Annotated in this window: 25 protein-coding genes, 1 tRNA gene and 1 pseudogene; 4 read left to right on the top strand and 23 right to left on the bottom strand. The window is 42.2% G+C overall.

What is annotated here, in order from left to right; translation table 11 throughout:
* Window positions 1-57: 57 nt before the first annotated feature.
* The 8 genes from C7B77_RS04700 to C7B77_RS04665 all read right to left on the bottom strand — a co-directional run bounded on the left by C7B77_RS04700 (window position 58) and on the right by C7B77_RS04665 (window position 5,280).
* Window positions 58-831: a type I restriction endonuclease gene (locus C7B77_RS04700; RefSeq protein WP_245894055.1), complete on the bottom strand. Its 774-nt coding sequence runs from the start codon at window positions 829-831 to the stop codon at window positions 58-60.
* A gap of 74 nt (window positions 832-905) precedes the next feature.
* On the bottom strand, window positions 906-1,103 hold the full coding sequence (locus C7B77_RS04695; RefSeq protein ID WP_106300805.1) for a hypothetical protein: 198 nt from the start codon (window positions 1,101-1,103) through the stop codon (window positions 906-908).
* Window positions 1,104-1,111: 8 nt separating this feature from the next.
* On the bottom strand, window positions 1,112-1,297 hold the full coding sequence (locus C7B77_RS30985; protein ID WP_245894054.1) for a hypothetical protein: 186 nt from the start codon (window positions 1,295-1,297) through the stop codon (window positions 1,112-1,114).
* A gap of 250 nt (window positions 1,298-1,547) precedes the next feature.
* On the bottom strand, window positions 1,548-2,039 hold the full coding sequence (locus C7B77_RS04685) for a 3'-5' exonuclease (RefSeq protein WP_106300801.1): 492 nt from the start codon (window positions 2,037-2,039) through the stop codon (window positions 1,548-1,550).
* A gap of 222 nt (window positions 2,040-2,261) precedes the next feature.
* The gene (locus C7B77_RS04680) at window positions 2,262-3,587 is read right to left on the bottom strand and encodes an AMP-binding protein (protein ID WP_106300799.1); all 1,326 of its coding nucleotides are present in this window, start codon (window positions 3,585-3,587) and stop codon (window positions 2,262-2,264) included.
* Window positions 3,588-3,727: 140 nt separating this feature from the next.
* The gene (ndhM, locus tag C7B77_RS04675) at window positions 3,728-4,075 is read right to left on the bottom strand and encodes an NAD(P)H-quinone oxidoreductase subunit M (protein WP_106300797.1); all 348 of its coding nucleotides are present in this window, start codon (window positions 4,073-4,075) and stop codon (window positions 3,728-3,730) included.
* Between the two features lie 191 nt (window positions 4,076-4,266).
* The gene (locus C7B77_RS04670) at window positions 4,267-4,827 is read right to left on the bottom strand and encodes a thermonuclease family protein (RefSeq protein WP_106300795.1); all 561 of its coding nucleotides are present in this window, start codon (window positions 4,825-4,827) and stop codon (window positions 4,267-4,269) included.
* Between the two features lie 84 nt (window positions 4,828-4,911).
* The gene (locus C7B77_RS04665) at window positions 4,912-5,280 is read right to left on the bottom strand and encodes a 2Fe-2S iron-sulfur cluster-binding protein (protein WP_106300793.1); all 369 of its coding nucleotides are present in this window, start codon (window positions 5,278-5,280) and stop codon (window positions 4,912-4,914) included.
* 218 nt (window positions 5,281-5,498) lie between these two features.
* Between C7B77_RS04665 and C7B77_RS04660 the strand changes: the two genes are divergently transcribed.
* Window positions 5,499-5,583: transfer RNA gene (locus C7B77_RS04660), tRNA-Ser, on the top strand.
* A gap of 117 nt (window positions 5,584-5,700) precedes the next feature.
* Here the strand turns inward: C7B77_RS04660 and C7B77_RS04655 are convergent.
* The 11 genes from C7B77_RS04655 to C7B77_RS29095 form a co-directional block, all read right to left on the bottom strand.
* Complete coding sequence (locus C7B77_RS04655; RefSeq protein ID WP_106300791.1) at window positions 5,701-6,471, bottom strand: peptidylprolyl isomerase; 771 nt, start codon at window positions 6,469-6,471, stop codon at window positions 5,701-5,703.
* A 17-nt stretch (window positions 6,472-6,488) separates the two neighbouring features.
* Window positions 6,489-7,505 (bottom strand): aldo-keto reductase family protein, encoded by a 1,017-nt coding sequence (locus C7B77_RS04650; RefSeq protein WP_106300789.1) that lies wholly within the window; start codon window positions 7,503-7,505, stop codon window positions 6,489-6,491.
* A 32-nt stretch (window positions 7,506-7,537) separates the two neighbouring features.
* Window positions 7,538-8,653, bottom strand: coding sequence for a T3SS effector HopA1 family protein (locus tag C7B77_RS04645; protein WP_106300787.1), 1,116 nt, complete (start codon window positions 8,651-8,653; stop codon window positions 7,538-7,540).
* A gap of 54 nt (window positions 8,654-8,707) precedes the next feature.
* Window positions 8,708-9,898: a phosphotransferase gene (locus C7B77_RS04640; protein WP_106300785.1), complete on the bottom strand. Its 1,191-nt coding sequence runs from the start codon at window positions 9,896-9,898 to the stop codon at window positions 8,708-8,710.
* Between the two features lie 245 nt (window positions 9,899-10,143).
* Complete coding sequence (locus C7B77_RS29615; RefSeq protein WP_181243705.1) at window positions 10,144-10,320, bottom strand: hypothetical protein; 177 nt, start codon at window positions 10,318-10,320, stop codon at window positions 10,144-10,146.
* Between the two features lie 154 nt (window positions 10,321-10,474).
* Window positions 10,475-10,705, bottom strand: coding sequence for a hypothetical protein (locus C7B77_RS04635; RefSeq protein WP_146138185.1), 231 nt, complete (start codon window positions 10,703-10,705; stop codon window positions 10,475-10,477).
* Window positions 10,706-10,760: 55 nt separating this feature from the next.
* Window positions 10,761-10,970, bottom strand: a complete 210-nt coding sequence (locus C7B77_RS04630; protein WP_106300781.1) for a hypothetical protein — start codon at window positions 10,968-10,970, stop codon at window positions 10,761-10,763.
* A 435-nt stretch (window positions 10,971-11,405) separates the two neighbouring features.
* Complete coding sequence (locus C7B77_RS04625) at window positions 11,406-12,086, bottom strand: DUF2232 domain-containing protein (RefSeq protein WP_106300779.1); 681 nt, start codon at window positions 12,084-12,086, stop codon at window positions 11,406-11,408.
* 490 nt (window positions 12,087-12,576) lie between these two features.
* The gene (locus C7B77_RS04620) at window positions 12,577-12,798 is read right to left on the bottom strand and encodes a class IIb bacteriocin, lactobin A/cerein 7B family (protein WP_106300777.1); all 222 of its coding nucleotides are present in this window, start codon (window positions 12,796-12,798) and stop codon (window positions 12,577-12,579) included.
* 255 nt (window positions 12,799-13,053) lie between these two features.
* Complete coding sequence (locus C7B77_RS04615; protein ID WP_106300775.1) at window positions 13,054-14,100, bottom strand: DUF3102 domain-containing protein; 1,047 nt, start codon at window positions 14,098-14,100, stop codon at window positions 13,054-13,056.
* A gap of 98 nt (window positions 14,101-14,198) precedes the next feature.
* The gene (locus tag C7B77_RS29095; protein ID WP_146138184.1) at window positions 14,199-14,399 is read right to left on the bottom strand and encodes a hypothetical protein; all 201 of its coding nucleotides are present in this window, start codon (window positions 14,397-14,399) and stop codon (window positions 14,199-14,201) included.
* Window positions 14,400-15,267: 868 nt separating this feature from the next.
* Between C7B77_RS29095 and C7B77_RS04610 the strand changes: the two genes are divergently transcribed.
* The 3 genes from C7B77_RS04610 to C7B77_RS04600 all read left to right on the top strand — a co-directional run bounded on the left by C7B77_RS04610 (window position 15,268) and on the right by C7B77_RS04600 (window position 20,947).
* Window positions 15,268-18,024, top strand: a complete 2,757-nt coding sequence (locus C7B77_RS04610) for an ABC transporter transmembrane domain-containing protein (RefSeq protein ID WP_106300773.1) — start codon at window positions 15,268-15,270, stop codon at window positions 18,022-18,024.
* A gap of 144 nt (window positions 18,025-18,168) precedes the next feature.
* Entirely contained in the window at window positions 18,169-20,211 is a 2,043-nt protein-coding gene (locus tag C7B77_RS04605) for a response regulator (protein ID WP_245894053.1), read from the top strand.
* A 22-nt stretch (window positions 20,212-20,233) separates the two neighbouring features.
* A complete protein-coding gene (locus C7B77_RS04600; RefSeq protein WP_106300771.1) occupies window positions 20,234-20,947 on the top strand; it encodes a peptidylprolyl isomerase in 714 nt (237 codons plus the stop codon).
* 39 nt (window positions 20,948-20,986) lie between these two features.
* Here C7B77_RS04600 and C7B77_RS04595 read toward each other — a convergent pair whose 3' ends face one another.
* From C7B77_RS04595 to C7B77_RS29610, 4 genes and pseudogenes are all read right to left on the bottom strand, one after another.
* Window positions 20,987-21,691, bottom strand: a complete 705-nt coding sequence (locus C7B77_RS04595) for a helix-hairpin-helix domain-containing protein (RefSeq protein ID WP_106300769.1) — start codon at window positions 21,689-21,691, stop codon at window positions 20,987-20,989.
* Window positions 21,692-21,796: 105 nt separating this feature from the next.
* Window positions 21,797-22,168, bottom strand: a complete 372-nt coding sequence (locus C7B77_RS04590) for an NINE protein (protein ID WP_106300767.1) — start codon at window positions 22,166-22,168, stop codon at window positions 21,797-21,799.
* A 35-nt stretch (window positions 22,169-22,203) separates the two neighbouring features.
* Entirely contained in the window at window positions 22,204-22,485 is a 282-nt protein-coding gene (locus tag C7B77_RS04585) for a hypothetical protein (protein WP_219891982.1), read from the bottom strand.
* 75 nt (window positions 22,486-22,560) lie between these two features.
* Window positions 22,561-23,198 (bottom strand): annotated as a pseudogene (locus C7B77_RS29610) (hypothetical protein); the annotation flags it as partial.

The following is a 23,198-nucleotide window of genomic DNA, read 5'->3' as shown; positions in this document are numbered from 1 at the left end:
TAAATGGTTTCGCCTACTTGTCGAGAAATGCTTAAACTATCTTCATCCAGTTTACTATTATCCCGCCCACCTACTTATGTGTTCGCTGCGATCTTCTACTTCGCGCTCCAGTACCGAGCGTAATGTATCTGTAATGCGATCGCTAATAAGTTGATTCAGTGAGTCTTTAGTAATCTTGGTAAACTTATCAATTACGCCTGACATGATTTTTCCTGAATATACTTGAGATACAAAGAATTTTACAAATTCAGGCGATGGTTCCAAAAGTTGTTCGGACATAATCCGTTTAATTTCTTTTGTGTACATCAAGTTGCTAGCAGTGCTTTTTAACTCATTTGAATTAAATACAGACTTAGAAAAACGTTTTAATTCAGCAACATTAGATTCTTGAATATCTTGCATGTTGAATTCAAAGAAGGGCTTTGAATCCATCGCATTTGGTTTTTCTAAATCCGTATAAAAGCGATAGATAATACCATTAGTTAAAATCCCAAATACAGCATCAGTTGAAGACAGATAGCGATATAACTGAGAACCATGTTTTGGATGATCTAACTCATAACCACACCATTTACACTCAAATAAAATAACAGGCTTGCCATCAACTAAAATCGCATAATCAACTTTCTCGCCTTTTAAACCGATCGCATCAGCAGTATATTCAGGACATACTTCAGTTGGATTGAAGACATCATAACCCAATGCACTAAGCAATGGCATAACGAAAGCATTTTTAGTTGCTTCTTCTGTCTGAATTTGTTCTCGCAGTTTAGAAATTTGCTCGCTGATTTGCTTAATTCGATCGATAAAGTCCATTGTAGATATAGGCATAGAATATATACATAGAATGCCCTACAACTAATGACAACTAACAGATCGAAGCAAAATCAAGGCTAATGTGGTTACTAATCGCGATCGACCGTGGGTTGAGGAGTTTTGCCTAACCGATATGCAGTTAAGGGACTCTTGCGAATTTCAGCATCAACGTAGGCTGTTAATTCCTCAAGTTGAAAATTTAGCAGATCGAACTGACGACAAAGTGCTCGTAATTCGCGAACAGTTTTCTTGACTTTTTCAGGATCTGGGATGGGTTTATTACTCATGAGATATTTTAATCGATTGTTGCTTCTTTAACAGTGGCTTCGCCAGCATCAACAATAGCTTCGGCTATTTCGATAGATTGAGCCAACATTTCGACCATTGCGATAGGTGCTGATGGTTGAAATCTCGATACTTTTAAGAGTAGCCCCGAAAGTCTGGTGTAAGCGACAATTCCTCTCTCTTTAGTATTGTCCAACTGTTCCAATACATAAGCTACCTCTTCTGTTTCACCATAGGTATTGAAAATTGCTAACTCTGCCGCAGATGCTCTATCAATAAGAGTTGAGAGTCTACCTAGTAGTTCTAATATTTTAGCGATCGTTTCTGGGGGGGGATTTCAGCCACTAGGCATGTGGGTATACGTTCTGTTCTGAGTTTAACATTGTAACTATCTGGATTCTAATATATTTGCCGATCGCGATCGAGCGTTCTAACTCAGTTTAGTCTCATCGCTCCACGGCAGAAGCGGCAATAACAATCTCCGCACAAGCACGCGCATCAGAGAGAGCTTGATGGTGATTTAGGGTGATGTTGAGATATCTACAGACATCAGGGAGCTTGGTAGGATAGAGATTCCACCGCTTGCGGGCGAGGGCGACGGTGCAAATAAACTTTTGTTTGGGTTGGGGAATATCGTACAAATCGCAGCAGGCATAGAGTACTCGTCGATCGAAACTAGCATTGTGCGCCACTAGAGCGTCAGCACGTTCGATTCTGGTTGAAATTTGCGCCCAGACTTGTTTGAATGTGGGAGCCTGAGCGACATCAGCCCACATGATGCCATGAATGTTGGTGAACTCAAAGCGATATGATGGGGGACGAATTAGAAAGATTTCTTCATGAACGATCGTGTTGTTTTCGATCTGAACTATTCCCAGCGCGCAGGCACTATTGGGATCGCGATTGGCAGTCTCAAAATCGATTGCAACTAATTTCATCGGGTTTTACCTTTCGATCGATAATAGACAAGTTTAAATATTATATTTCATCTTTAGGCTGCATATTTTGGTGTATGAAAGATTGTTTCTGGATTGCCTGAATATTTTGAGTATAGTCGGTTCACTGTTGTCTGAGATCGACTACATCGATTAAACTCGACAAACTATTTCCACAATAAGCAGTGAGGAGACAGATAGCGAATAGCTCGATCGTAATTATTACTACTCATACCCAGCAAGTTTTGCTAATTCTTGAGTTAAAATCTTACCTAATGTATTGCGGGGGATGCGATCGACACAAATCCAGCGTTTGGGGATTTTATATTTGCTAATTTTACCGACGATCGCGTTTGCTAAAATGTCTGCGGAAACTGGTAAACTGTTCGCCACATACAGAGCTGTAACTACTTGCCCCCAATAGCGATCGGGTGTGCCAATTACCCACGCATCAGCGACTAATCCGGTTGCCATAATTGCATTCGCAACTTCGATCGGAAATACATTTTCGCCGCCTGTAATAATCTTGTCACTATTCCGGCCTAAAATAGTTAAATTACCATCTCGATCGAATGAACCGATATCGTCAGGCTCGAAATAAGTTATCGGCTGTAAATTAGGAAAATATCCTAGCATTAAAGACTTAGCTGCAATCCTAATTTCGCCAACTATATTCGCGCCAGAAGTGGCTTCAGTATCGCAATCGCTAGCCGCGATCGATTGAATCTCTGCATGAGGTAAAACATATCCACAACTATTGTACCCTGCTAAAAATTCTTTCGGTTTGAGACTGGCAATTTGTGAGGCTGTTTCAGTCATTCCATAAGTTAGAGCTAATGGCAGTTTGGCAGTTCTCGCTCTATTTAGTAGCTCGATTTCCGGCGGCGCACCGCCGATTAAAATTGTCTGAAATCGCGTCAACCATCGTGCATCTAAATCTAATAGTTTAGCTAATTGTGTAGGCACCAGGGAGAGAAAATAACGCTCCTCATTCCCCTCGATCGCGTTAACTCCATCGCGGCAAAGCTGATGAAAATCTATAATAAATAACTTGCCATTCGTCAATACCGATCGCCATAATTGCATGAAGCCACTGACATGATACAGCGGTAAAGTACAGACTGAATATATTTCATCCACTCCATAAAATTCCTGAAATCCCGATACGGATGCAGTGAGAGTTTCCCAAGTATGGAGTGCAAATTTGATTTCGCCTGACGAGCCGCCTGTCGGAATCGAGATCGTCTCTCGATGTCGATCTGGATCTACTAGAGCTGTTAATCTGGTAAACTGCTCGCGTTCTAACATACCCCAATTTGGATTTACCAAAAAGATCGGCATACCCAAGCGCACGCCAGCCATCAAACTTGCAATAAACTCGATCGGATCGGGCGTGGCAATCGCAATAAAATTTGGTTTAAATTCGATAAATTCGGCTAACTTACGCTCTGCTAAATCGATAACTGCGTGGTTATCTCGATCGACTAGCCAACCAGCAGCCAAACGTTGACAAAATAAACTATAAATCCACTCCCCGTTAATAGCTCCCATCTGTTCGATTTCCAAATGCGATTCCTAAAAAAACTACCCCCGACTACTTACTTACACGATTGTAGAAGAGGGAATAGGAGATATAAAGTTGAGTAAACGAGATATAGAGGTGTTCAAAAAACATTAAGTCGGCAAACGACCTATCGATCGGTAGTTTTACTGACTACTTGGGGTAAACCCATGCTGTAATTTAACACTCTACTGTCGAGATTATAACCGATCTCGCCGTTTTGGAGCATCGTTCTCACAAAATGTTCCAGATCCGATCCGATCCGCCGGAGATTATACTCAGTGAGATCGGCACCACTATAAGACTCAACCAAGTCATCGAATTGTCCGTAAACCTTCCGCAGTGCGTCTTCGCTCCATACCAGTTCGTTATCTGGATCGACATCTAATGTCAGAGCTTGTTCGCTCGGAATCAGTTCATTTTTCTTTACTTCAGCAGTATAAATGTGAATGTGACGGGTTGTGGACTTTAGGAGCATTTTTATATAGTGGATAGTGGATAGTGAATCGTGGATAGTGAATTAAGTAGAGCGGAATGTGAAGGATGCGATCGACGATCGTGTCTGAATCTCTCTATTCTAGATCGGCAGCGTCTCTCAAGGATCTAATTTACCCACCCTAAAGTTCAACGCGCAACTATTCACTATCCACTATCCACTATCCACTCTTTTCACCGTTCCTCTTTGCGAAACTCTGAAGGACTCATCCGCATCGGACGTGCTGGATTCCAGATGCCTTCGCCGCTGAGTCGAGCGTATTGGCTGGCACGAATAAATCGAGCGTAATACTTGGCTCCGTTTGTCGTCGTAGCCGAATTAGCAGTTCTAATACTCGGCAACACCCAGCCATCTTTGAGCAATTGTTCGTTGAGCAAACGACCATCTTTCCATAAATAGACAAATTTCCGTCCGTATTTATCCGCTTCAGTGCTGGCAAATTCGACGCTGGCACTACCTTTACCTGGAAGGCCGATTAATTCCTCCAATCTTTGTTTTGCTTGCTTTCCCCAGGGGTCTTGCGCCAGATCTGGCGCATCGATTCCCATCAATCTTCCTTGTTGAATTACTGCGGGTTGCTGAGATTTGTCGAGCCACTCTACAGCTTGTCCACTACTGACGCGACTAATTTGGATGGTGGGATAAGTTGGTGGCGTTGCTTGACAACCAGCTAGCAAGACAGATCCACAGATCGATAGCCATAATAGGCAAGATGATTGCAACCTGCGATTCATAAATTTATCAACAACGATCTCGGATCTCTAAACTGCTTACTAAATAACGATCGACCGCTTCAGTCGCGATCTATAAACTGGTAACTATTCTTCATCCAGTGCGAGTCCGTATTTAATCTTGCCTTTGCCAAAATAACGTCCGAACTGAAGTTCGTAGACTTCATCCTCGTCTTGGGTTTCAACTTCTAGATCCGATCGAGCATAGCTAACACAGAGCAATGCGTAACCTTGACTTTGCAACTGTTGAGACAATCCCATCGCTTCTGGCTGGTATAAGTCGCCAGATTTAACGCGCACGGCGCAAGCCGTACAAGCACCATTCCGACAAGAGAATGGCAATTCGATGCCGCAATCTTCCGCGCAGTGAAGGATATATCGATCGCTAGGAACGGTAACTTGATGATATGTCTCAGTTTTGCGGTTGTAAATTTTGATGTGATAATTGCGCGTCATGGTTCGTGGCTAGTGGCTGGTGTTGCCGATGGAATCCTCGCTTGGTGCATTTCCATGGACGGGAGCGGCGCATCGAACGGGAGGTTCCCTCCCGTTTGTGTGCGACAAGACAAACCCGTCCGGAAATGCATCCGCTAGACACTTCTATTATCAGTTGACATTTCCTAAAAGTCTAGGCTATGCTAGTTAAGCGTCAAAATCCGCACATAACTTGTGTTGGAGAAGTGGCCGAGTGGTCGAAGGCGCAGCACTGGAAATGCTGTGTAGGGCAACTTACCGTGGGTTCGAATCCCACCTTCTCCGTTATTAGTTAAAAACAAAAAAGCTCCAAACTCATTGTAGTTTGGGGCTTTTTTGCTTCTTTCGTCCTTCCTGCGGCGCGCCTCATTAGAGACTCACTTTAACAAAATGCGATCGTCATCAAGCCGATCGATCGTCTTCTGCACCGAGCCAACTTTTAAAAAGAAGATCGAGAATTTCGGCTCTGACCGATTCACTGAGGGTCGGTGCAAACCACTTTTCGATGCGGAGGATATGATAACCACGCTGAGTTTTGATGGGATCGATGATTTCTCCTGCTTGCACACCAGCAATCGCCGCTCTAATTTCTGGCATTAAGGTTGACACAAAGCGAACTCCCACAAACCCACCCTGTTCTCCTGAAGTTTTTGCTTGAGAATGTTCGAGTGCCATTTCACAAAATGACGCTTTTCCGGCTCGAAGTGTCTGCACGATTTGTAAAGCATCTGCTAAATCAGAGACCAGAATCTGCGAAAAAGCAGCTCGATGATATTCATCTCGGTTAGTTAAATAGTGATCGTCGATCGAGTCTGCAAATAAACGATCTTTTAGCTTTTGAGTCAATAGCTGAATGCGGATCCCTTGAGTCCAGTCTTCGGCACTAATCTGCTGCTGCTCTAACCAAGCTAGGGTTTGTGCAGATCCTAACAGCCGATGTTTTAACCGAAACGCATCGCCCGCAACTTGTAACTCTTCATCGGTAATAGTAATGTCCAGTACTTCACAAGTTTTGACAACTTTGGCATCTTGCTCGGCTAAAGCGGTAATTTCTGCCATTTTGTAAGTATGGCGGAGATAGTTAGCAATCGCTTCGTCGGTGATTTGTTCGATCGCTGCGGGTCTAATCTGTTCGAGAGTTGGAGTACTTGTCTGTAGAGAAGCTTCTGTCATGATTTAATAGGGTCGAGTTAGGATCGGTAAATCAGTTTTTCGGTGGGAATGTCTTGAATTTGCAGTCTTTTTCGATGCAGATCGCCATAAATACCGAGGTAGTCGATCTCAGCTTGAGTGAGCTTGCCTTGGGCGATCCCGAGCGTGGCTGCATCGATTTCTGCAGGCGATCGCATCCCTGTCAGACAGACATCTACGCAATTTTGCGACAGCGAATACCGATATAAATCGGGGACAGAAGGGATCCAGCAGCCCGCTGGTAAACCTTCTGGGATATCCCAGAGCGCGCCTGAATGCGAACCCGCAGATTTAAAGGTGGAGATCCCTGGGCGATCGAAATTTTGAGCATCTAAACAATTAAAAACTTGACTTTGTGCGGAGCGATGAGCAACATTATGGCGAACCATCACCACATCTAATAATGAGCTATCTAACCATTGATGTGCCAAATCCAGATCGTGGAAAGATGCCCCAATATATCGAACGGCACCCATTTTTTTGAGGCGATCGGAAACACCTATCATTTTTTCAATCGTTCTTTGATAAACCGTACCAGGCCCTCTCAGATCGTTAGATAAATTAAGGCAATCTGCAAAAGCTGCTGCATCGTTAGTACCAATCCACCCCCAAAACAGCACGTCAATATAATCTATTCCCAATTCTAAAAACTGATCGAGGAGTGCTGCCAGTGCGACCTCTGGACTTTTAATATAGGTTACTGTCGCTAGGACTACTCGATCGCGTACAGCCGAACCACGCTGACAAAGTTTTTTCAAAGCTCCAGCCATGGAACTGTAAAGGTAGTGATGTAAATCGCTAGAGTAAAAGAAGTAATTAATCCCTCGATCGAAAGCATATAGGGTATCTGCGCTAGAAATACCACCTCCACCCCCCAGACCTAAACAACTTACTTTTAAGTCAGTACGACCCAGTTTACGATAATGAGGCAGTTCTAATTCTGGAACCTTGATATTTAACGATTGGCGATCGTCTAAATTTATCGGTGGACGAGATTCCAAATCATTGATTTTCATGAGTTTATTAAAACTACTGACAAGAAATTTCCCTAAATCGATTCATCTAGGGTTGGATAAGTATCGATCGATTCTGCGTTGAGATATGGTTTTTGAATATCGATACCTAGTAGCAAAAATTGTTCTAGGATTAATGACATTCGACCTTCATAAGAAACATCTTGCTGCTGATGTGCCATCAATAAGCCATTGGCAATAATTTGACAGCGGTTCAGACCAAAACTTTCAATGGCTATAAATTTCTGGTTGGGTTCTTCCGCCAATCCTAGTCCAGGTGCTAGTAATTTAGTAAATAGCGGTGTCTCTGCGAGGAAATGAGACTGGTGTTCTGTATAAACAGATTGGAGGATCGGATGAACGGTTTGATAATGATGTCGATCGAAGTAGAGTACTCCAGAATCGTGTCTTTGATAGTCTAAAGGATTGTAAAGAACCTTGAATGTAAAAGGCACATCGATCTGGTTTAGTTGCTGAGTGAGACTGCTCATAACAGCTACAGCTCCAGCGGAACTCAGACTCCAGTAGATGCGGACAAGCGGAGACAGCGATGATTGAGTGCTGTGAATACCAGCGTTGCCAACCGCCATATAAAATCCACTTTGAACGAGATTTTTAGGTAGTCGAATGGAGATCGAATCACCAATAGTAATGGACTCTTCGGCAGACTTCAAGTGGAGATCGCGCTGAATATGTACCGTCAGATCGTTTTTGAAAACGGCGATCGCACCATCCGTTTCTTCACGGAGAACGATCCAACCTTCATCAAAATAACCTTCACCCGTATTACTGTTATCGATCTGCTCGTAAAAGTCCAGATCTATTCCTAAAAAAGTGTTATTTTCTAGGTTTTGAGAGTTGACTGGTATTTCAGATTCGATCGCTAGTGCAGTTTTGAGAGAGCCATTGTAATAGATACCGTACAGAAAGCTCCGTAACTGCGAACTTACAAATTTCTTTTGTAAATCCAGCGGTAAGTTATGTAACCGTTCTACCGCTTCATCTGGTAGTTCCAAGGGTTTATAACTAGGATGACCGATACAAAAATTATCTTGAATCCGAACATTATTGACAATATCTTCGAGAGCAGCAAATAGTCTAGGCTCTAAATTATTGTTCGGTCGGTCGAGGGAAGTATTTTGCAATAGCATTAGCGAAATTTTCTATTAATAATTAAAATTCTTAGTTTGGTTAATGTATTATTTCTAAATCGCGATCGATTCAGGTTGGTAGCGACCGATTAATTCCGCCTCAGACTGTCCAAAAATTGTTGGGATAGATTGTGCTGGACGACAGAGAAAACTTTTGGCCACTTGCAGCATACAAATACCCGTGTTGTTGAACACTTTCTGATATTGAATCATCGCTTCAATTTGCTGGATTAAGGCTAACCCTGCAAATTGGACAACCCGCTGCACAAAGGTGGGCTGCTCGTGTAATATTTCTGGGAAATTCATTAAATACGAGCCGATTAACATATTCAATGATGGCTGTAATAGCCCTAAAGGAATCGTTGCCATGTGGAGCGATTCCTCTAACGTTGTATCGGGACTAACAACCAAACTCCCCAACCAAATTTGTAGATAGCTAGCAACAATAGAACCTAGATCGAAAGCGGGGTCTCCCCACCCACTGCGCTCCCAATCAATAAGTCGCAATATACTGTCTGGCTGAGGTTTCGATATTCTCTGTTCCCAGTCATGATGTAGCAAAATGTTATTGAGTTTGAAATCTCTATGAGTCAAACAACAAGGTTTGTAGCTATCGTTTAAAGTTGAGATTGCCTGTCCCAAACTATCATAACGCTGGTAAAGTGATAAAAATTTTAAGCAATCTGAGGGAAATATCCCAAATACTTCAGGACTAACCCGATCGATTACTTGAAGATTTACCAAATTTTCTAATTCGGAATTATCTCGATTTCTTTCAGTAGCAGTCAGAAAATCTTGATATTCAGTTTTTTGAAAAGTCGAACGATGAATTGCCGCGATCTCACAACCGATCTCCCGCGCAACTGCGATCGAAAAGATTTTCTCTTTTTTATAAAATTCATCTAAATCTCGATATTCATCTAGATAATTAAACACAACGATCGAGTGTTCGGCATCAAAAAAAAGAATTTCTGGAAATAAGTGACGTATAGCACCAAGTTCGACAAATTTACTAGTCAACTCTCGTATGCGCCACTCATGGAAGAACTCGCCCATTGTCTTACCATCTTTGGAATGGCGTTCTTGCTTTACCAGTAATTTTTGCTTACTTTTGAGGGTCAAAAGTAAATTGAAATTCTTTGCAGGTTTTAATTCAATTCCCGCAGGATCGAAATCGCCTGCGCGATAAAGCTCTTTTGCACTTAGATAAATATAGATATTGTGAGAACTTAATAAAAATGACATTATTTACAGCCATTACATATAACATTTTCTTGACTTGAGTTAAGTCGATCTCGCGAATATTATCATCGCTCGATCGACACTCATTCGACAACTGTTAAGTAGGCAGGTGCAATTATTTGTAAAATAAATTACGCCTGAAATTTAGATGGTGGGCAGTGCCCACCCTACGCGGTATCTTATATTTAATTACGCCCATCTACTTACTTATTTTCACAGATCTAAACTAAGACTAAACGTTTAAGTGACTATTGACGATCGCGTCGTACTTCAGATGACCGATCGTTACTATTATTATTGTTATTCACTCCAAAATCTCTGACAAAGTTATAAGCTAGACCCGCACTTAATATAAATACCAATACAACAAGTGCGCCAACTATTGGAGCGTGGTCGCCAAGTGCTCTGTTAAACCAATTCAGCATAATAAACTCTTATGACTAATTTTTTACAAAGGCTATGTAGAAAAGCCTGAGAGAATATAGCGATTTTAGTAAATCCTAAATACCCTATAAATCTCAGACTTCCCAGTATTCAGGGTAACTAGATTGCTAATTATCCTGCTAGCAAGATACAATACTACTTGCCAAAACTTCTTGTAATATTGTAGGTAAGAGCTGCACTAGCAATGAAAGTTGCAACTGATGCTGCACTAATTTGAGGTGAAGCAGGAGAGGCTGTAACTGTTGGTGTCCATCCACCTTTTACACTTACAGTTAGATCGTCAGAGAGATTATCTAAATAACTCTCTTCATCAATTAGCAAGTCTCCGCCAAGAGAATTCAAGTTTCCGATCGATATAGTTGCCATGATAGTGCTCCAAGAATTGAATTGAAAATTAAAATGTGCCCGATCGAGTAGTTATTTACTTCCGTCCAGTATAACCAACGATCCCACTTACAATTGCTCCACTAACTGCGGAAATTGCAGTTGCGACAATAGATGCACAAAATGGGGTAGAGCCACCAGTGATTTTTGTTAAATCGTCACCAGATAATTCGTCTAGATAATTTTCAAAATCTGAAAATAAATCTAATCCAACAGGGGATAAATCAGAAATAGAAATAGTAGCCATGAATTCTCCTTAAATATTTAATCGTTTTGTACTCTTGTTTTGCTGTGAGTACACATACAGCCTACTTTGCTAACTTTGTATCTGTCAATCGCATTTTAAATGTATTTTATGGCGGTAAAAACTGTGTTTGATATGCACAAACAGAAGCATATCTATGAAATTTAAACAACCATTGCTACATGTGCTTGCATCGATTGTGTGAGCTTTGTTCGTACATCTACATAGCTGCTCAATCTTAGATATCTCGATCGAAACTCAATCTTAAGATAGTTATGAGTCGTCCAATAGTTGGACAACTAAACTCAGAAAAAGCGGGAGCATTCCACTTTTTCAAACGGACAAAAGCTACTAGCAGTCCATAGATATGACTCCTTAAATGCAATAAATATTTAATCTGAATCGATTTAATTTGGATCGAACCAATCGTTGCCCTCCTTAGAGATCCAATAATCTATCCACCCAGTTAGGTGGCTTGGGAATCGGATTACCCAGCCGTTCAAACACCAGAAGGGCTACTAAATGTACTGTAAAGAGATAGATGAATTTACCAAATAAGATCGAGGCGATCGCCAAGATTTGAATTATGAGCAGATTGGGTTCGGCGAGGATCCCCAATTGCACGAACAACCATTCTGCAAAATCGCGAATTCTCGCCATCAGATACATCCACAGATCTTCACCTAGTAATACCGAAGTCAACCACCATCGAAAGGAGACCCCGACACAATCTAGCAAAGCACCAAGCGAGATCGAAGTTAGCCATCTGGTTCGCCACCGCCAACAAGCACCCAATTGTACGCCCATAATTCCGTAGGGAATCACAAACAGGATGCTGCGGGTTGGCCCCATTAGTACTAACAATAGTAGCCCAGAGACTAAGGCTGTCATGCAACCTGCACGATTTCCCCAACGCAGATAGATTAGAGCGATCGGAATCGGGAAAAAGATACTGAATACAGGGATACCTGGCAAATAATAGCTCAACAGCCAAATTAGACTGGTGGTGCTTGCAAGAAAAGCTGTTTCTACCAATACGATCGGTGGTTTGCCAGGAGGGACACCATTGACTTTGAATGTCTGCTGTGCGGGTGGAGCTGGATGCTTGGGGGATGCCAATGGATGACCTCGATACGCCTAAATGAGTTGCCTTACATCTTGCACCAATTCTTAGGTACTATTTTAAATCTAGCAACTAAAGCATGGAACGCTTATAAAATGTTCCTAATGAACAGATCGAGGGCTATTCCCAGGAGTCGATCCGTATTAGTGCAAGATATGAGTGATGATATAAAGTCTAGTCTTGTAAGCTAATCAGTTCTAACTGTAGATCGACTCATTGCGAATCTAAGCTCAATTAACAATAGAAGATTATCGGCCACAAATAAATCAATTAGTACGGCTGCGTATTAAACAAATTCCAATTCAAGAACATATTGTACTCAGTATCGATCGTACATCTTGGCTGAGACCAGATGCCAAGATCTTGAAGGATCGGAAGATTTCTCGCGCCAAAAAGATCTACAGTTAATATTTCGAGTGACTTAATTTAAGTCACTCGAATAACTCAATAGTAGTCCCACTTTATGACAACTACATCCCGATATACCTAGAATCTTGGATTATTCAACCCATTATTGCCGCCATAAAGGAACTGATTGAGAGCAGTATATGCAGAAATAGCTGTAACGACCAGAGACGCGCCAATAAGTCCGATACCTCCATTAATATCTACTAAATCTTTGTTATTTAACTCTGTCATGTAGTTTTCAGAATCCGAAAAAAGGTCTAATCCATTAGTAGGCAAGTCAAAAATAGCAATAGTAGTCATTACGTATTTCCTCAAAATTGTCAACCTGAGTGCTAAGCAAAACTTTAGTATTTATAAGTGCTAAAGTTAAAAACTCATTAATCATCACCGTAATTAAAATTGATTAAAAAGTCAATATATTAATTAACTTGAAATTTGTTTTAACGTTCGATGCTAGAAAACAGCAGGGAAAGAGATTAGAGACTCTCGTGTTCTAAATCTAAATAATTTGCAAAAATTCGATCGAGATTGTGCACGCATCCTCTCTGCCCAATTTCAGAACTCCCGACCTAAACTCAACTTCAAGACGATCTTTTCACACTGCTTGAGATCCCGATCTCCAACATAAATTCTCAGGTTGAGTTTTAAAGCAAGTTCGATGATTTTCCAGCCCGGTATCCAAGGGAAAATTAATGCTTTACCACCTAAAGAAACGGCTGACAGTAGCCCCTCAACCAACTCTTTCTGAAGGTTTTCTTTAGAAAGAGTAATGCAATTCCTGGAGTCATTTAAAAGCCAATCATGATGCGATTGGCAAGAGGGAATTGCAAAAACAAAAGCATCTTCAGGTAAGTATTCAAGAAAGCGAGGCGAGTGAGTATCTCCCCAGAATAGCGAAAACCTTGGCGACAGAGAGTTCCAAGTCGGACGAAGATTGGAATTAGGCGTAATTATCTCTTCGATGCTAGGAGGTTGTTTCTCCATCACACTCTGAAACTCTGGCTTACGAGCCAAGCTATCTGAATTTTTGACTTTATATTTAGACCGATCGGACAAGCTAGAATTCAGATATTCGATCTCCGGATCGATGGATATTGGCTGTTCTGCGCGATCGGAGATCGGCGGTACCCTCATCACCAATTTATTATTCTCGTCGGTTCCTTTCTTCTCCCCTTTTCTGGACATCTGAACGGCTTTTTTACTAACATACTTACCAGCCAAAGCCTGACCGATAAAATGGCTCCGTGTTTCGGGTGAGGTCGAAGGTGCGGCAAGTAGGTAGAGTGCTGAAACCGAAATATCGAGTTGTCCAACTGTTGGACAACTAAACTCAGGAAAAGCCTCATAAACACTAATGAAGTTATAGGCAGTACTCCGACACCAATCAAACTCAATCCTCAGCCACGAGCTAAACTGACAAGTCTCAAGCTGAGATCGCACTTCAACTAGTTTCTTGCCAATACTCCAAATGACATGCGCTGTCTTGCAAATGTCCTCCTTAATCTCTCGCGTCAGCCTCTGAACAGAAGCCCGTTGTTCGCAAGACAAAGTTTCGTATTCAAACTGAGCATTATTTTTCGTATCTTGATTAATGTGCCGCATGGCAAATGACCTCGATAAAATACTTTAGTAAAAAAGTTTGGACAGATGGTGTGGTGAAGGGATCGATCGCACAGAAACTGGTAAGTAGGCAAATGCAATTATTTGTCTAATAAATGATGCCTGAAGCATAATAGCTGGTAGGCAGTAGTTCTCGCTCTGGAGGTTTGTCTTGATGCACGCTCCTCCAGGTTGAGCGATTTACGCGCGCCTTTGTTTCCTAACGGTTTGCGGATGCGCGTTCCTCCTGTCTCGCTCGATCTGGAGGTTTCCGTCAGAGCGCGAGCCGCTGACGGAGACACAGCCTCGCCGCTAGCGAAATGTCGGGAAACAAAGGCGGATTAGCGCAACCTTACGATCGACTCAACACAGCAAATCAAGACAGTGCCAACCTACAGAATGTTTTGTCTTTAATTATGCCGAGCTACTTATAGCGGTTCGCAGGTAGATGGGGGACACTTTAAATTTTCTACAGCTTTCTGAATAAAGCTTGGGAAAATAACTGTACCCCATGCACTCGGAAACTGCTGTAATCAAGATTTCCACAGAGTCTCGTCAAATATTATGTAGTAAAATCACTACTAATCTGAAGATTTTAAGCTCTTACTTACTTTTGTAAGGTAGAGTACAGAATGAAGATGACTACATCAGCAGTTTTACATCACATCCGTTCTTAAGACCCTAAGTGACAGATAAGGTTCGTGCCAAGCTTTTTTGCATTCAGGGCAGATACTTTCAGCCAAATGTACGAGAGTGTGTTTGAAAAGTTCAGAGGATCGGTAAAAAGCTTTCAGGGGATAAGCTGTAGATACTCAATCATCGAACCAAGAGCACGAGCAAAGCATGTTTGATGCTATGACTACAGGAATCGATCGAGCAGATACTGAGGTTAAGTAGCATTGACACCAAAAATAGGGTTAAGGATTTTAAATTACTCGAAAGCTTTAAAATTTGAGATCGAAACAATTACTATGAAAGAACTATAGGCTTGACGGAACTTTTTGTACGCTTGCTACTCAAGCACAATATCCTCAAAGATTGATGTATGTATGTATTGACACTCATAATTTAAATTGTTTTAACCTTAGTCATTTTTTTAAAGTAGATCTGGTGAATAATCTAGATTAAAGTTACCTTAATTATAAATCAAGCTGTAATTCAAGATTAATTATGACGTATCTTCCTCCCGATCCTAGCTTTACAGTCCAGCAGCTTAGCTTGGTATTGGGTCAAGATCTGTCTGCTGCTGATTTTCAGCTTTGTGCAGAGCGCATTTACTCTCTGGAGCCAAAGGTCGGCAAGTTTTGGCACAGCAATGATGCCCGATCTGGACTATACATTGTCAGATCTGGGAAGGTCAGATTGTTGGACAAATTTGGTGAATTAATTGCAACTCGATCGACAGGAGAGTTTTTTGGAGAAACAACTTTATTCCCTAATGAAGATATCAAAGCTTATGAAGTCAGAGTGGGAATTAATGTACATTTAATTTTCTTGCCTGCTGAAATATTAGTAAAATGGATGAATAAGTATCCAAAAATTTACGAGTGTTTGCAGCTAAAAGCTAGAGATATTCAACCACTTGTAGACGATCTAGAACCTCTTGCTGACGCTACTAATTTGACGACTTTTTCAGAAGTACTAAAAATACCAAAGCCAGAGCAGAAACTATCCGCACAATCATCTAATTCCCAGCAAATAGTCAAAATTAATCAAGCTTATTTCCCAACGCCTAGTCAGCGGATCGGCTACTTATGGCAGCGGTTGGTCAAGCGGTATCCTTTTTTTGCCCAACAAAGTGCCACCGATTGTGGCATAGCTTGTTTGGCGATGATCTCCCGTTATTGGGGCAAGCAGTTTAGTATCAATCGGCTGCGGGATATTGCCAATGTGGATCGTGATGGCACGTCTTTGAGAGGTTTATCTGGAGCAGCAGAGAGTATTGGGTTTTCCACACGACCTGTCAAAGCAAGTCTCAATCGGTTCGCGAAGCAGTCATTGCCTGCGATCGCTCATTGGGAGGGCAAACATTATGTCGTAGTTTATGAGATCGCACAGAAACACGTCATCATCGGCGATCCCGCCATCGGCCAAAAAACGCTGACTCATCAAGCTTTTATCAAAGGTTGGACTGGATATGTATTACTGTTGCAGCCTACCGCTCAGTTCAGGGACACCAAAGAGGATAAAACCTCATTCTGGGAATTCTTTGAGCTGCTAAAACCCCATCGAGTTGTGCTGGCAGAAGTTTTGTTTGCGTCGATTTTAATTCAAATCTTTGGACTAGTTACGCCTTTATTTACGCAGCTTATTTTAGACCGAGTTGTCGTGCAGCGATCGGAACTCACCTTGACAGCAGTTGGTTGGGGGTTGCTGATGTTCAGCCTGTTCCGTGTTGCCATGATGGGACTGCGGCAATATCTTTTAGACCATACTGCAAATCGGATCGATCTGGCTCTGATTGTGGGATTTATCCGTCATACGCTGCGGTTGCCCTTGAGCTTTTTTGAGTCGCGGTATGTCGGAGACATCATTTCGCGCGTTCAGGAGAACCGTAAAATTCAGCGGTTTCTGTCTGGAGAAGCATTATCGATCCTATTAGATTTGTTGACTGTGTTTATTTATTTGGGGCTAATGTTTTGGTACAGTTGGCAAATGGCACTGTTGTCGCTAGCGATCGTGCCACCATTTTTTATCCTTGCGCTGATTGCCACCCCATTTTTGCAACGAATTTCTAGAGAAACTTTTGGCGATCTCAATAGCGAAAGTAGTTATCTGATCGAAGCATTGACTGGCGTGCGGACGATCAAATCTGTTGCTGTCGAGCAAACTGTCCGCTGGCACTGGGAAGAGCTACTCAACAAGGCAATTAGAACGACCTTTTCTGGACAGACGATCGGTAATTGTCTCCAAATTTTCAGCAATGCTATTGAAGCAGTGGTTACGACTGGCTTACTCTGGTATGGTGCTTACCTTGTGATTCAAAACCAGTTGACGATCGGTCAGTTAGTAGCTTTTAATATGCTATTAGGAAATATTATTACTCCCTTTCAACGATTGACTGTTTTATGGAATCAATTACAAGAAGTTATTATTTCCGTCGAGCGCATCAATGATGTGTTAGAAGCAGAACCTGAAGAAAGTTTGGAGCATAAACCACGACAAACTTTGCCGATGCTACTTGGAGATATTCGCTTCGATCGATTAACCTTTCGTTATCATCCCGATAGCGATATCAATATTTTAGAAAATCTAAGTTTTCAGATTAAACCAGGACAAATGGCAGCAGTAATCGGTCGCAGTGGCTCTGGCAAAACGACTCTTTCTAAACTTGTTTTGGGTTTATATCCACCGACAGAAGGTCGAATCTTAATTGACGGTCAAGATTTGATGAGCCTTTCACTTCAGTCTCTGCGTCAACAGGTTGGTGTTGTCGATCAAGATACATTTTTATTTGGCTGCACCATTCGAGAAAATATCAGCTTAGGACATCCCGAAGCTTCGTTAGAAGCGGTAATAGAGGCAGCAAACATGGCAGGAGCCGATGAGTTTATTAAGAAACTGCCAATGGGTTATGAAACTCAAATTGGTGAGGGAGGTGGCTTATTATCGGGCGGACAACGCCAGCGAATTGCGATCGCACGGGCTTTGCTAGGTAACCCTCGGCTACTAATTCTGGACGAAGCGACTAGTCATTTAGATACAGAATCCGAGCGGATCATCCAAACTAATCTCACCAAAATTTTGCGAGGTCGAACTAGCATTATCATTGCCCATCGGCTGTCAACAATTCGGAATGCAGACGTGATTTTAGTCTTAGATAGAGGGTTGCTAGTTGAGAGTGGAGCACATCAAGAATTGATGAATAAACGAGGGCGATACTACTACTTAAATCAGCAACAACTTGCCACCGTTGGTAATGGTTAAATGTTTGCGAAAATAGATTTAATTTAAATAATGTTAAAATTGAATTGTAACTTTTGCTAGCACGTTCGATCGCAAGCTGGCAAAGACAACGATGGTATAGTCAAACAAGAAATTGATAAGCAACGCAACTAAGGGCAAGGCTTAATGACAAATTCTACACACACCAATGAATTGGAATTACTTTTATCTTTGCCAGAGAAAGCCGCCCAAATCATTCGCATTTTAATAGTGGACGATCGAAAATTTGTCTTAGAGCTATTGCAATCTTATTTCGATCTAGAGCAAGATTTAGAGGTTGTCGGAAGTGTAGATAATAGCCAGACAGCTCTGGAGTTAATCGCATCCCTTCATCCAGATATTGTCATCGTCGATATCGAAATGCCTGACGTGAATGGATTGATGTTGACTCAAGCGATATCGCAGAATTTTAGTCAAACTAGAGTCATGGTACTCAGCAACCATGACAGTCCAGACTATATCCGTAAAGCACTAGCCGCAGGAGCACGAGGATATTTACTCAAAAACACCCCCGCGCAAGAATTAATTCATGCTATCCACCTAATTTATCGTGGCTACTTGCAGATCGGGCCAGGACTATTTGAAAAATTAGAGAGTAGTACCCTTGAGTCGATCGATCGCAATAACTCACTGACGGTTGATAATAACCATCTTATTGATGCCAATACATTGCTAGAGCCAGTCACTGCGGATGGATCGATAGTTCCGGTTCAAACTGGAATGCCGACTGTTGTCGCCAATGATGGCTGGTCTTCAGCCGTGCAAGAACAGCTTGAAGCCCTGCCCCAGGTTTGGACTAGAGGATTGCTCTACTTTTTAGGAATTTTTGCTTTAATTGCTTTGCCGTGGGTACTTTTTTCTAAAGTTGACGAAACGAGTACGGCGAGGGGGCGATTAGAACCTAAAGGAGCCACGATTCGACTAGATGCAAAAAGTAACGGCACGGTAATAGCTGTTCGAGTTAAAGAAGGTCAGTTTGTTCGGGCAGGACAAGTATTACTAGAGCTAGAGTCAAACATTTTACGTACTGAATTCCAGCAAATTCAAGCTAAATTAGGCGGTCAAATCGAGCGGCTCACACAAAGCGAGCTGATTAAAAACCAGGTCATGAGTTCTCTTTCCGTTCAAAAGCAACAAAATCAAGCCCAGCGTCTCGAAAAACAAGCTCAAGTTGCGCAGGTTCGGCAAACACTATCTTCTACTCAACTGAGCGCGCCTTTGCAAATAGCCGAAAAACTGACCGAAGTCGAAAAAGCAGCAGCAAATTTAAATGCAGCTAGGCGAACTCTACAAGTTGTGAAACAAGGCCATCAAAATAATCTTGCTGAAGTCGAACGTTACCGGAAACTTTGGCAGCAAGGTGCAATTGCCGAAGTTAAAGTTGTTGAAGTGCAGAAACAGGCAAATGTTAGTAGCAGTAGTTTGGTTCAATCAGAAGGAGCCGTTCAGGATGCCGAGAAACTATTACAAGGTCAGCAGAAAACTTATCAAAAACTCCAACAACAATTGCAAGCAGAGCAAACCCAGTTGCAACTCCGCTTGAAAGAACAAATCAGCAATCAACAAAGTATCGAACAAGGAGGAACCCTAACTCTTTCTAAAAGTCAGCAACAGCTCGATGACCTACAGGTTCAAATATCAACTCTTAAGTCAGAGATTACCCAAACTCAGAAGCAAATTCAATCGCTGACTTTGCAACTCGAACAACGGATCGTCCGATCCCCTGCAAATGGTGTTATTTTTCAACTTCCCATTAAAAAAGCCCAAACATTCGTGCAGCCAGGACAAGTTGTCGCTCAAATTGCCCCTCAGGGTTTACCACTAATCCTCAAAGCGCAAGCATCTAGTCAACAAAGCGGTCAGATGCGAGTAGGGATGCCTGTAAAACTTAAATTCGATGCTTATCCATTCCAGGATTATGGAGTTATTTCTGGAAAATTACGGTGGATATCACCAGATTCTAAAACCATCGATGTAGGGCAAGGTCAAGCAGAAATCTTTGAACTGGAAATTACTTTAGACAAAAACCATATTGAAAATGCCGATCGCCGCATCCAATTAACTCCAGGACAATCTGCGACTGCTGAAACCATCATCCGCCAGCGTCGCATCATTGATTTTATCTTAGATCCATTCCGACAATTACAAAAGGGTGGACTGAAATTGTAGCAACATATTTAGGAGTAATAGTATGACAGAAACTTTACCGTATTCCGATCGAGAAATTATTCACCAGTTAAAAATTTCTGGTCAAATCTCTGTTGTGTTAGAAGGCATTGCTAAACGTAATGCGATCGCATCTGCCGCCAAATCGTTAGAAATTGAGGTGTCAGAGGAAGAACTCCAATTGGGTGCCAACCAAATTCGATCGAGCAGTCAACTTAATCGATCGGCAGATACCTGGACTTGGTTGCAACAAAATAGATTAACACTAGATGATTTTGAAGAAATGATTTCTGAAACTGTGCTGTCAAATAAACTAGCACTACATTTGTTTTCTGAAAAAGTCGAAGCAATTTTTGCCGAACGCCAAATTGATTACTTGCAGGCTGTACTTTATGAAGTTACTTTAGATGATGAAGATCTAGCTTTGGAGCTTTATTATGCGATCGAGGAGGGTGAATTATCATTCTATGAAATGGCCAGAAAGTACTGCTCGGATCGAGAGCTGGGGCGCAAAGGTGGCTACCGTGGTTTGGTGAACCGGATGGATCTAGAAGCGGAAGTTCGTGCTGTTGTGTTCGCGTCTACCCCACCCCAACTCTTAAAGCCGATCCTTTCCAAAAAAGGGACTCATCTCATTCAGTTAGAAGAGATCGTCCAACCACAGCTTACGCCAATTTTACACCAGGAAATTCTGTCTGAGCTGTTCTTAGAGTGGCTCGATCTTCAAATTAAAGTGTAATCGATACAGCACTTCCTTAAATGGTCGATCGCCATTTTGTTAAATTAAGTGCTTGTAAAGAGCGATCGGTAAACCAGTGCGGCGTTTGACTTCGACCAGCGATCGATAGGCACCATGTAATTGACGTTCGTTGCAGATAACTGTCGCACTATCGGGATCGAGACCTAATTCGATTAATTCCGATCGCGGCAGAATATTCAACCGTTGCCAATCGATCGGATCGTCATCTTTTTCATAATAATTAAAAGCAACCATCGGTTCGATCGCTTCGCAGTATTTTTCGGGGACATCTGCAAGTGAGGTTAGTTCTTCGATATGCGTGAACATATAGCCTTCGGCTTTAATGGCTTCGATATTATTAGAATAGGCGATCGGCAAACCTAAGATATGTACCAGATCGTCTTTGGTGCATTTATTAATATCGACCTTACCTCGAATATCGGCAATTAATTGAGCCGTCTGGCGATCGGATGGTAAAATTGCTCCTCGGGGCGCACTTTTGATTAAATAAGGGTTTTTGATATTCATCGCCAACCCAAATTGAATCGGAATGGCTAAATACACTAGCCACGACCAACCTGCCAAAGATGCTAAGAAGACGATTGCACCCATCCCCCCACCGATTTGGATCCATCGATCGGTCTTAGTCTTGTAGCCAGCATAAGCTATAGTCAATGCTCCAAATACCGGACACAGCGACCACCAAACCCAATCGGGGATTTTTTTTAAAGCTGCACTAGACATAAATTTTAATTGCGATCGCTATCTATAAGCTGTCAGGCATTTAATCGATCGACGATCGACGATCGACGACCTACTAACTCTCAACTCTCAACTCTCAACTCTCAACTAAATATCGTCCAACATTTTCCGACGTTTCACTTCATATTCTTCCGCAGTAATGATGCCATCTTCATACAATTTTTTCAATTCGTATAAAGTAGAAGTAGCCTCTTTAGAAGACTTACTCGCGGGTGCCACCGGATAACTCATGCCGCGATCGAGTGTATTTGGAGCAGCATAGTTAAACCTGATATCGAACTCTCGATCGGGCATAAAGCAGAGTACGAAAAAATCAAAGAAAGCAAATATCGCGGGGATTCCAGCCCAGCAAAAAAGTAAGTACAGCAACCCCTGAAAAGTTTGACCCAAATAAAATTTATGGATGCCAAAATAGCCGCCAAAAAAACAAATTAATATTGCTGCCGTGCGATTTCTCATCAGTCATTTGCTCCGTGGATTAAGACAGTAAGCGGCTAAAAATTCTGTCGATCTTTCGATCTGAGCCAACCCATGAGCGAGTAGATTCCTACAGTGCCCAGTTGTGCTGCCAGCAAGACTAAATAGACCGAGAAAAATTGGTTGAGATGGGCACTAGACACCCAAGCAAACAAAACCGCCCCTAAGAGGGTATAAGGTAATAACTGCCACGATCTGGTTAGCAAGAGCCGTTCTTTGGGTGCAGTACCTCTTCTTGCGGAGCGTTCCCCTAAAAAAGGCACTATTCCTGAATCTTGAGGTGGGATAATTTTGCTCATATAACTTCTATTTTGTCAGTCCTGACTAGGGCTGTCAACCGCACACTGCGCAATCTGTCTGCACTTGAGCGCGCTCTATTTGGGCGTGACTAAAATTTTGCCATCGGGCTGAAATATTACTTGATATTGGGCGAGTGGTTCTTGAGAAATTGCTGCTTGAGCGTTGAATGTTGCCAATTTTGGTAGTGGGGTTTTGGCTTCGCGATCGGCAGCTAGTTTATCTGTCGGCTCGTAATCGACAATTTCGCCAGTTTTAGTCACCGCAACTCGGTAATTAAGATTTTGGGAGTCGAGGGGTTTGCCACCAGACAAAGATTTCTGAAGTGTCGTTTTAAGCTGTGTTGCCAACTCTGTCCGCAATTTAGGCTCGGTAATCGGTTTGCCGAAACTCTTTAGCCCTTGTACGGTATCGGCTGGCTCGACTTCTAGCGAGCCGGAGGGGTTAAATACGACGCTAAAATTCCCGATCGCTTGATTGGCATCGGTATTATTGGTGGCCAGTTTGGGCAAAGGAGTCAGCTTCGACTGCTCGGCATTTGTCTGTCCTACGACCTGATAATTGACGATCTGGCCGTCTTGATTGACTCTGACATTAAAATTAGCAGCTTGTGTGATTTGACCGCGTTCTTGCCAATTTTGGTTGAGGTCGCGTTGTAATTTGCGTTCGAGGAATCCGATTTGATTAGCTTCTACGAGCGTGTTCGATTTGCCAG

This window comes from Chamaesiphon polymorphus CCALA 037, assembly GCF_003003845.1.
In the GTDB taxonomy this organism is placed as follows: domain Bacteria; phylum Cyanobacteriota; class Cyanobacteriia; order Cyanobacteriales; family Chamaesiphonaceae; genus Chamaesiphon; species Chamaesiphon polymorphus.
Note: the sequence above shows the minus strand (reverse complement) of the source record. Positions and strands in the feature narration are given on the sequence as shown.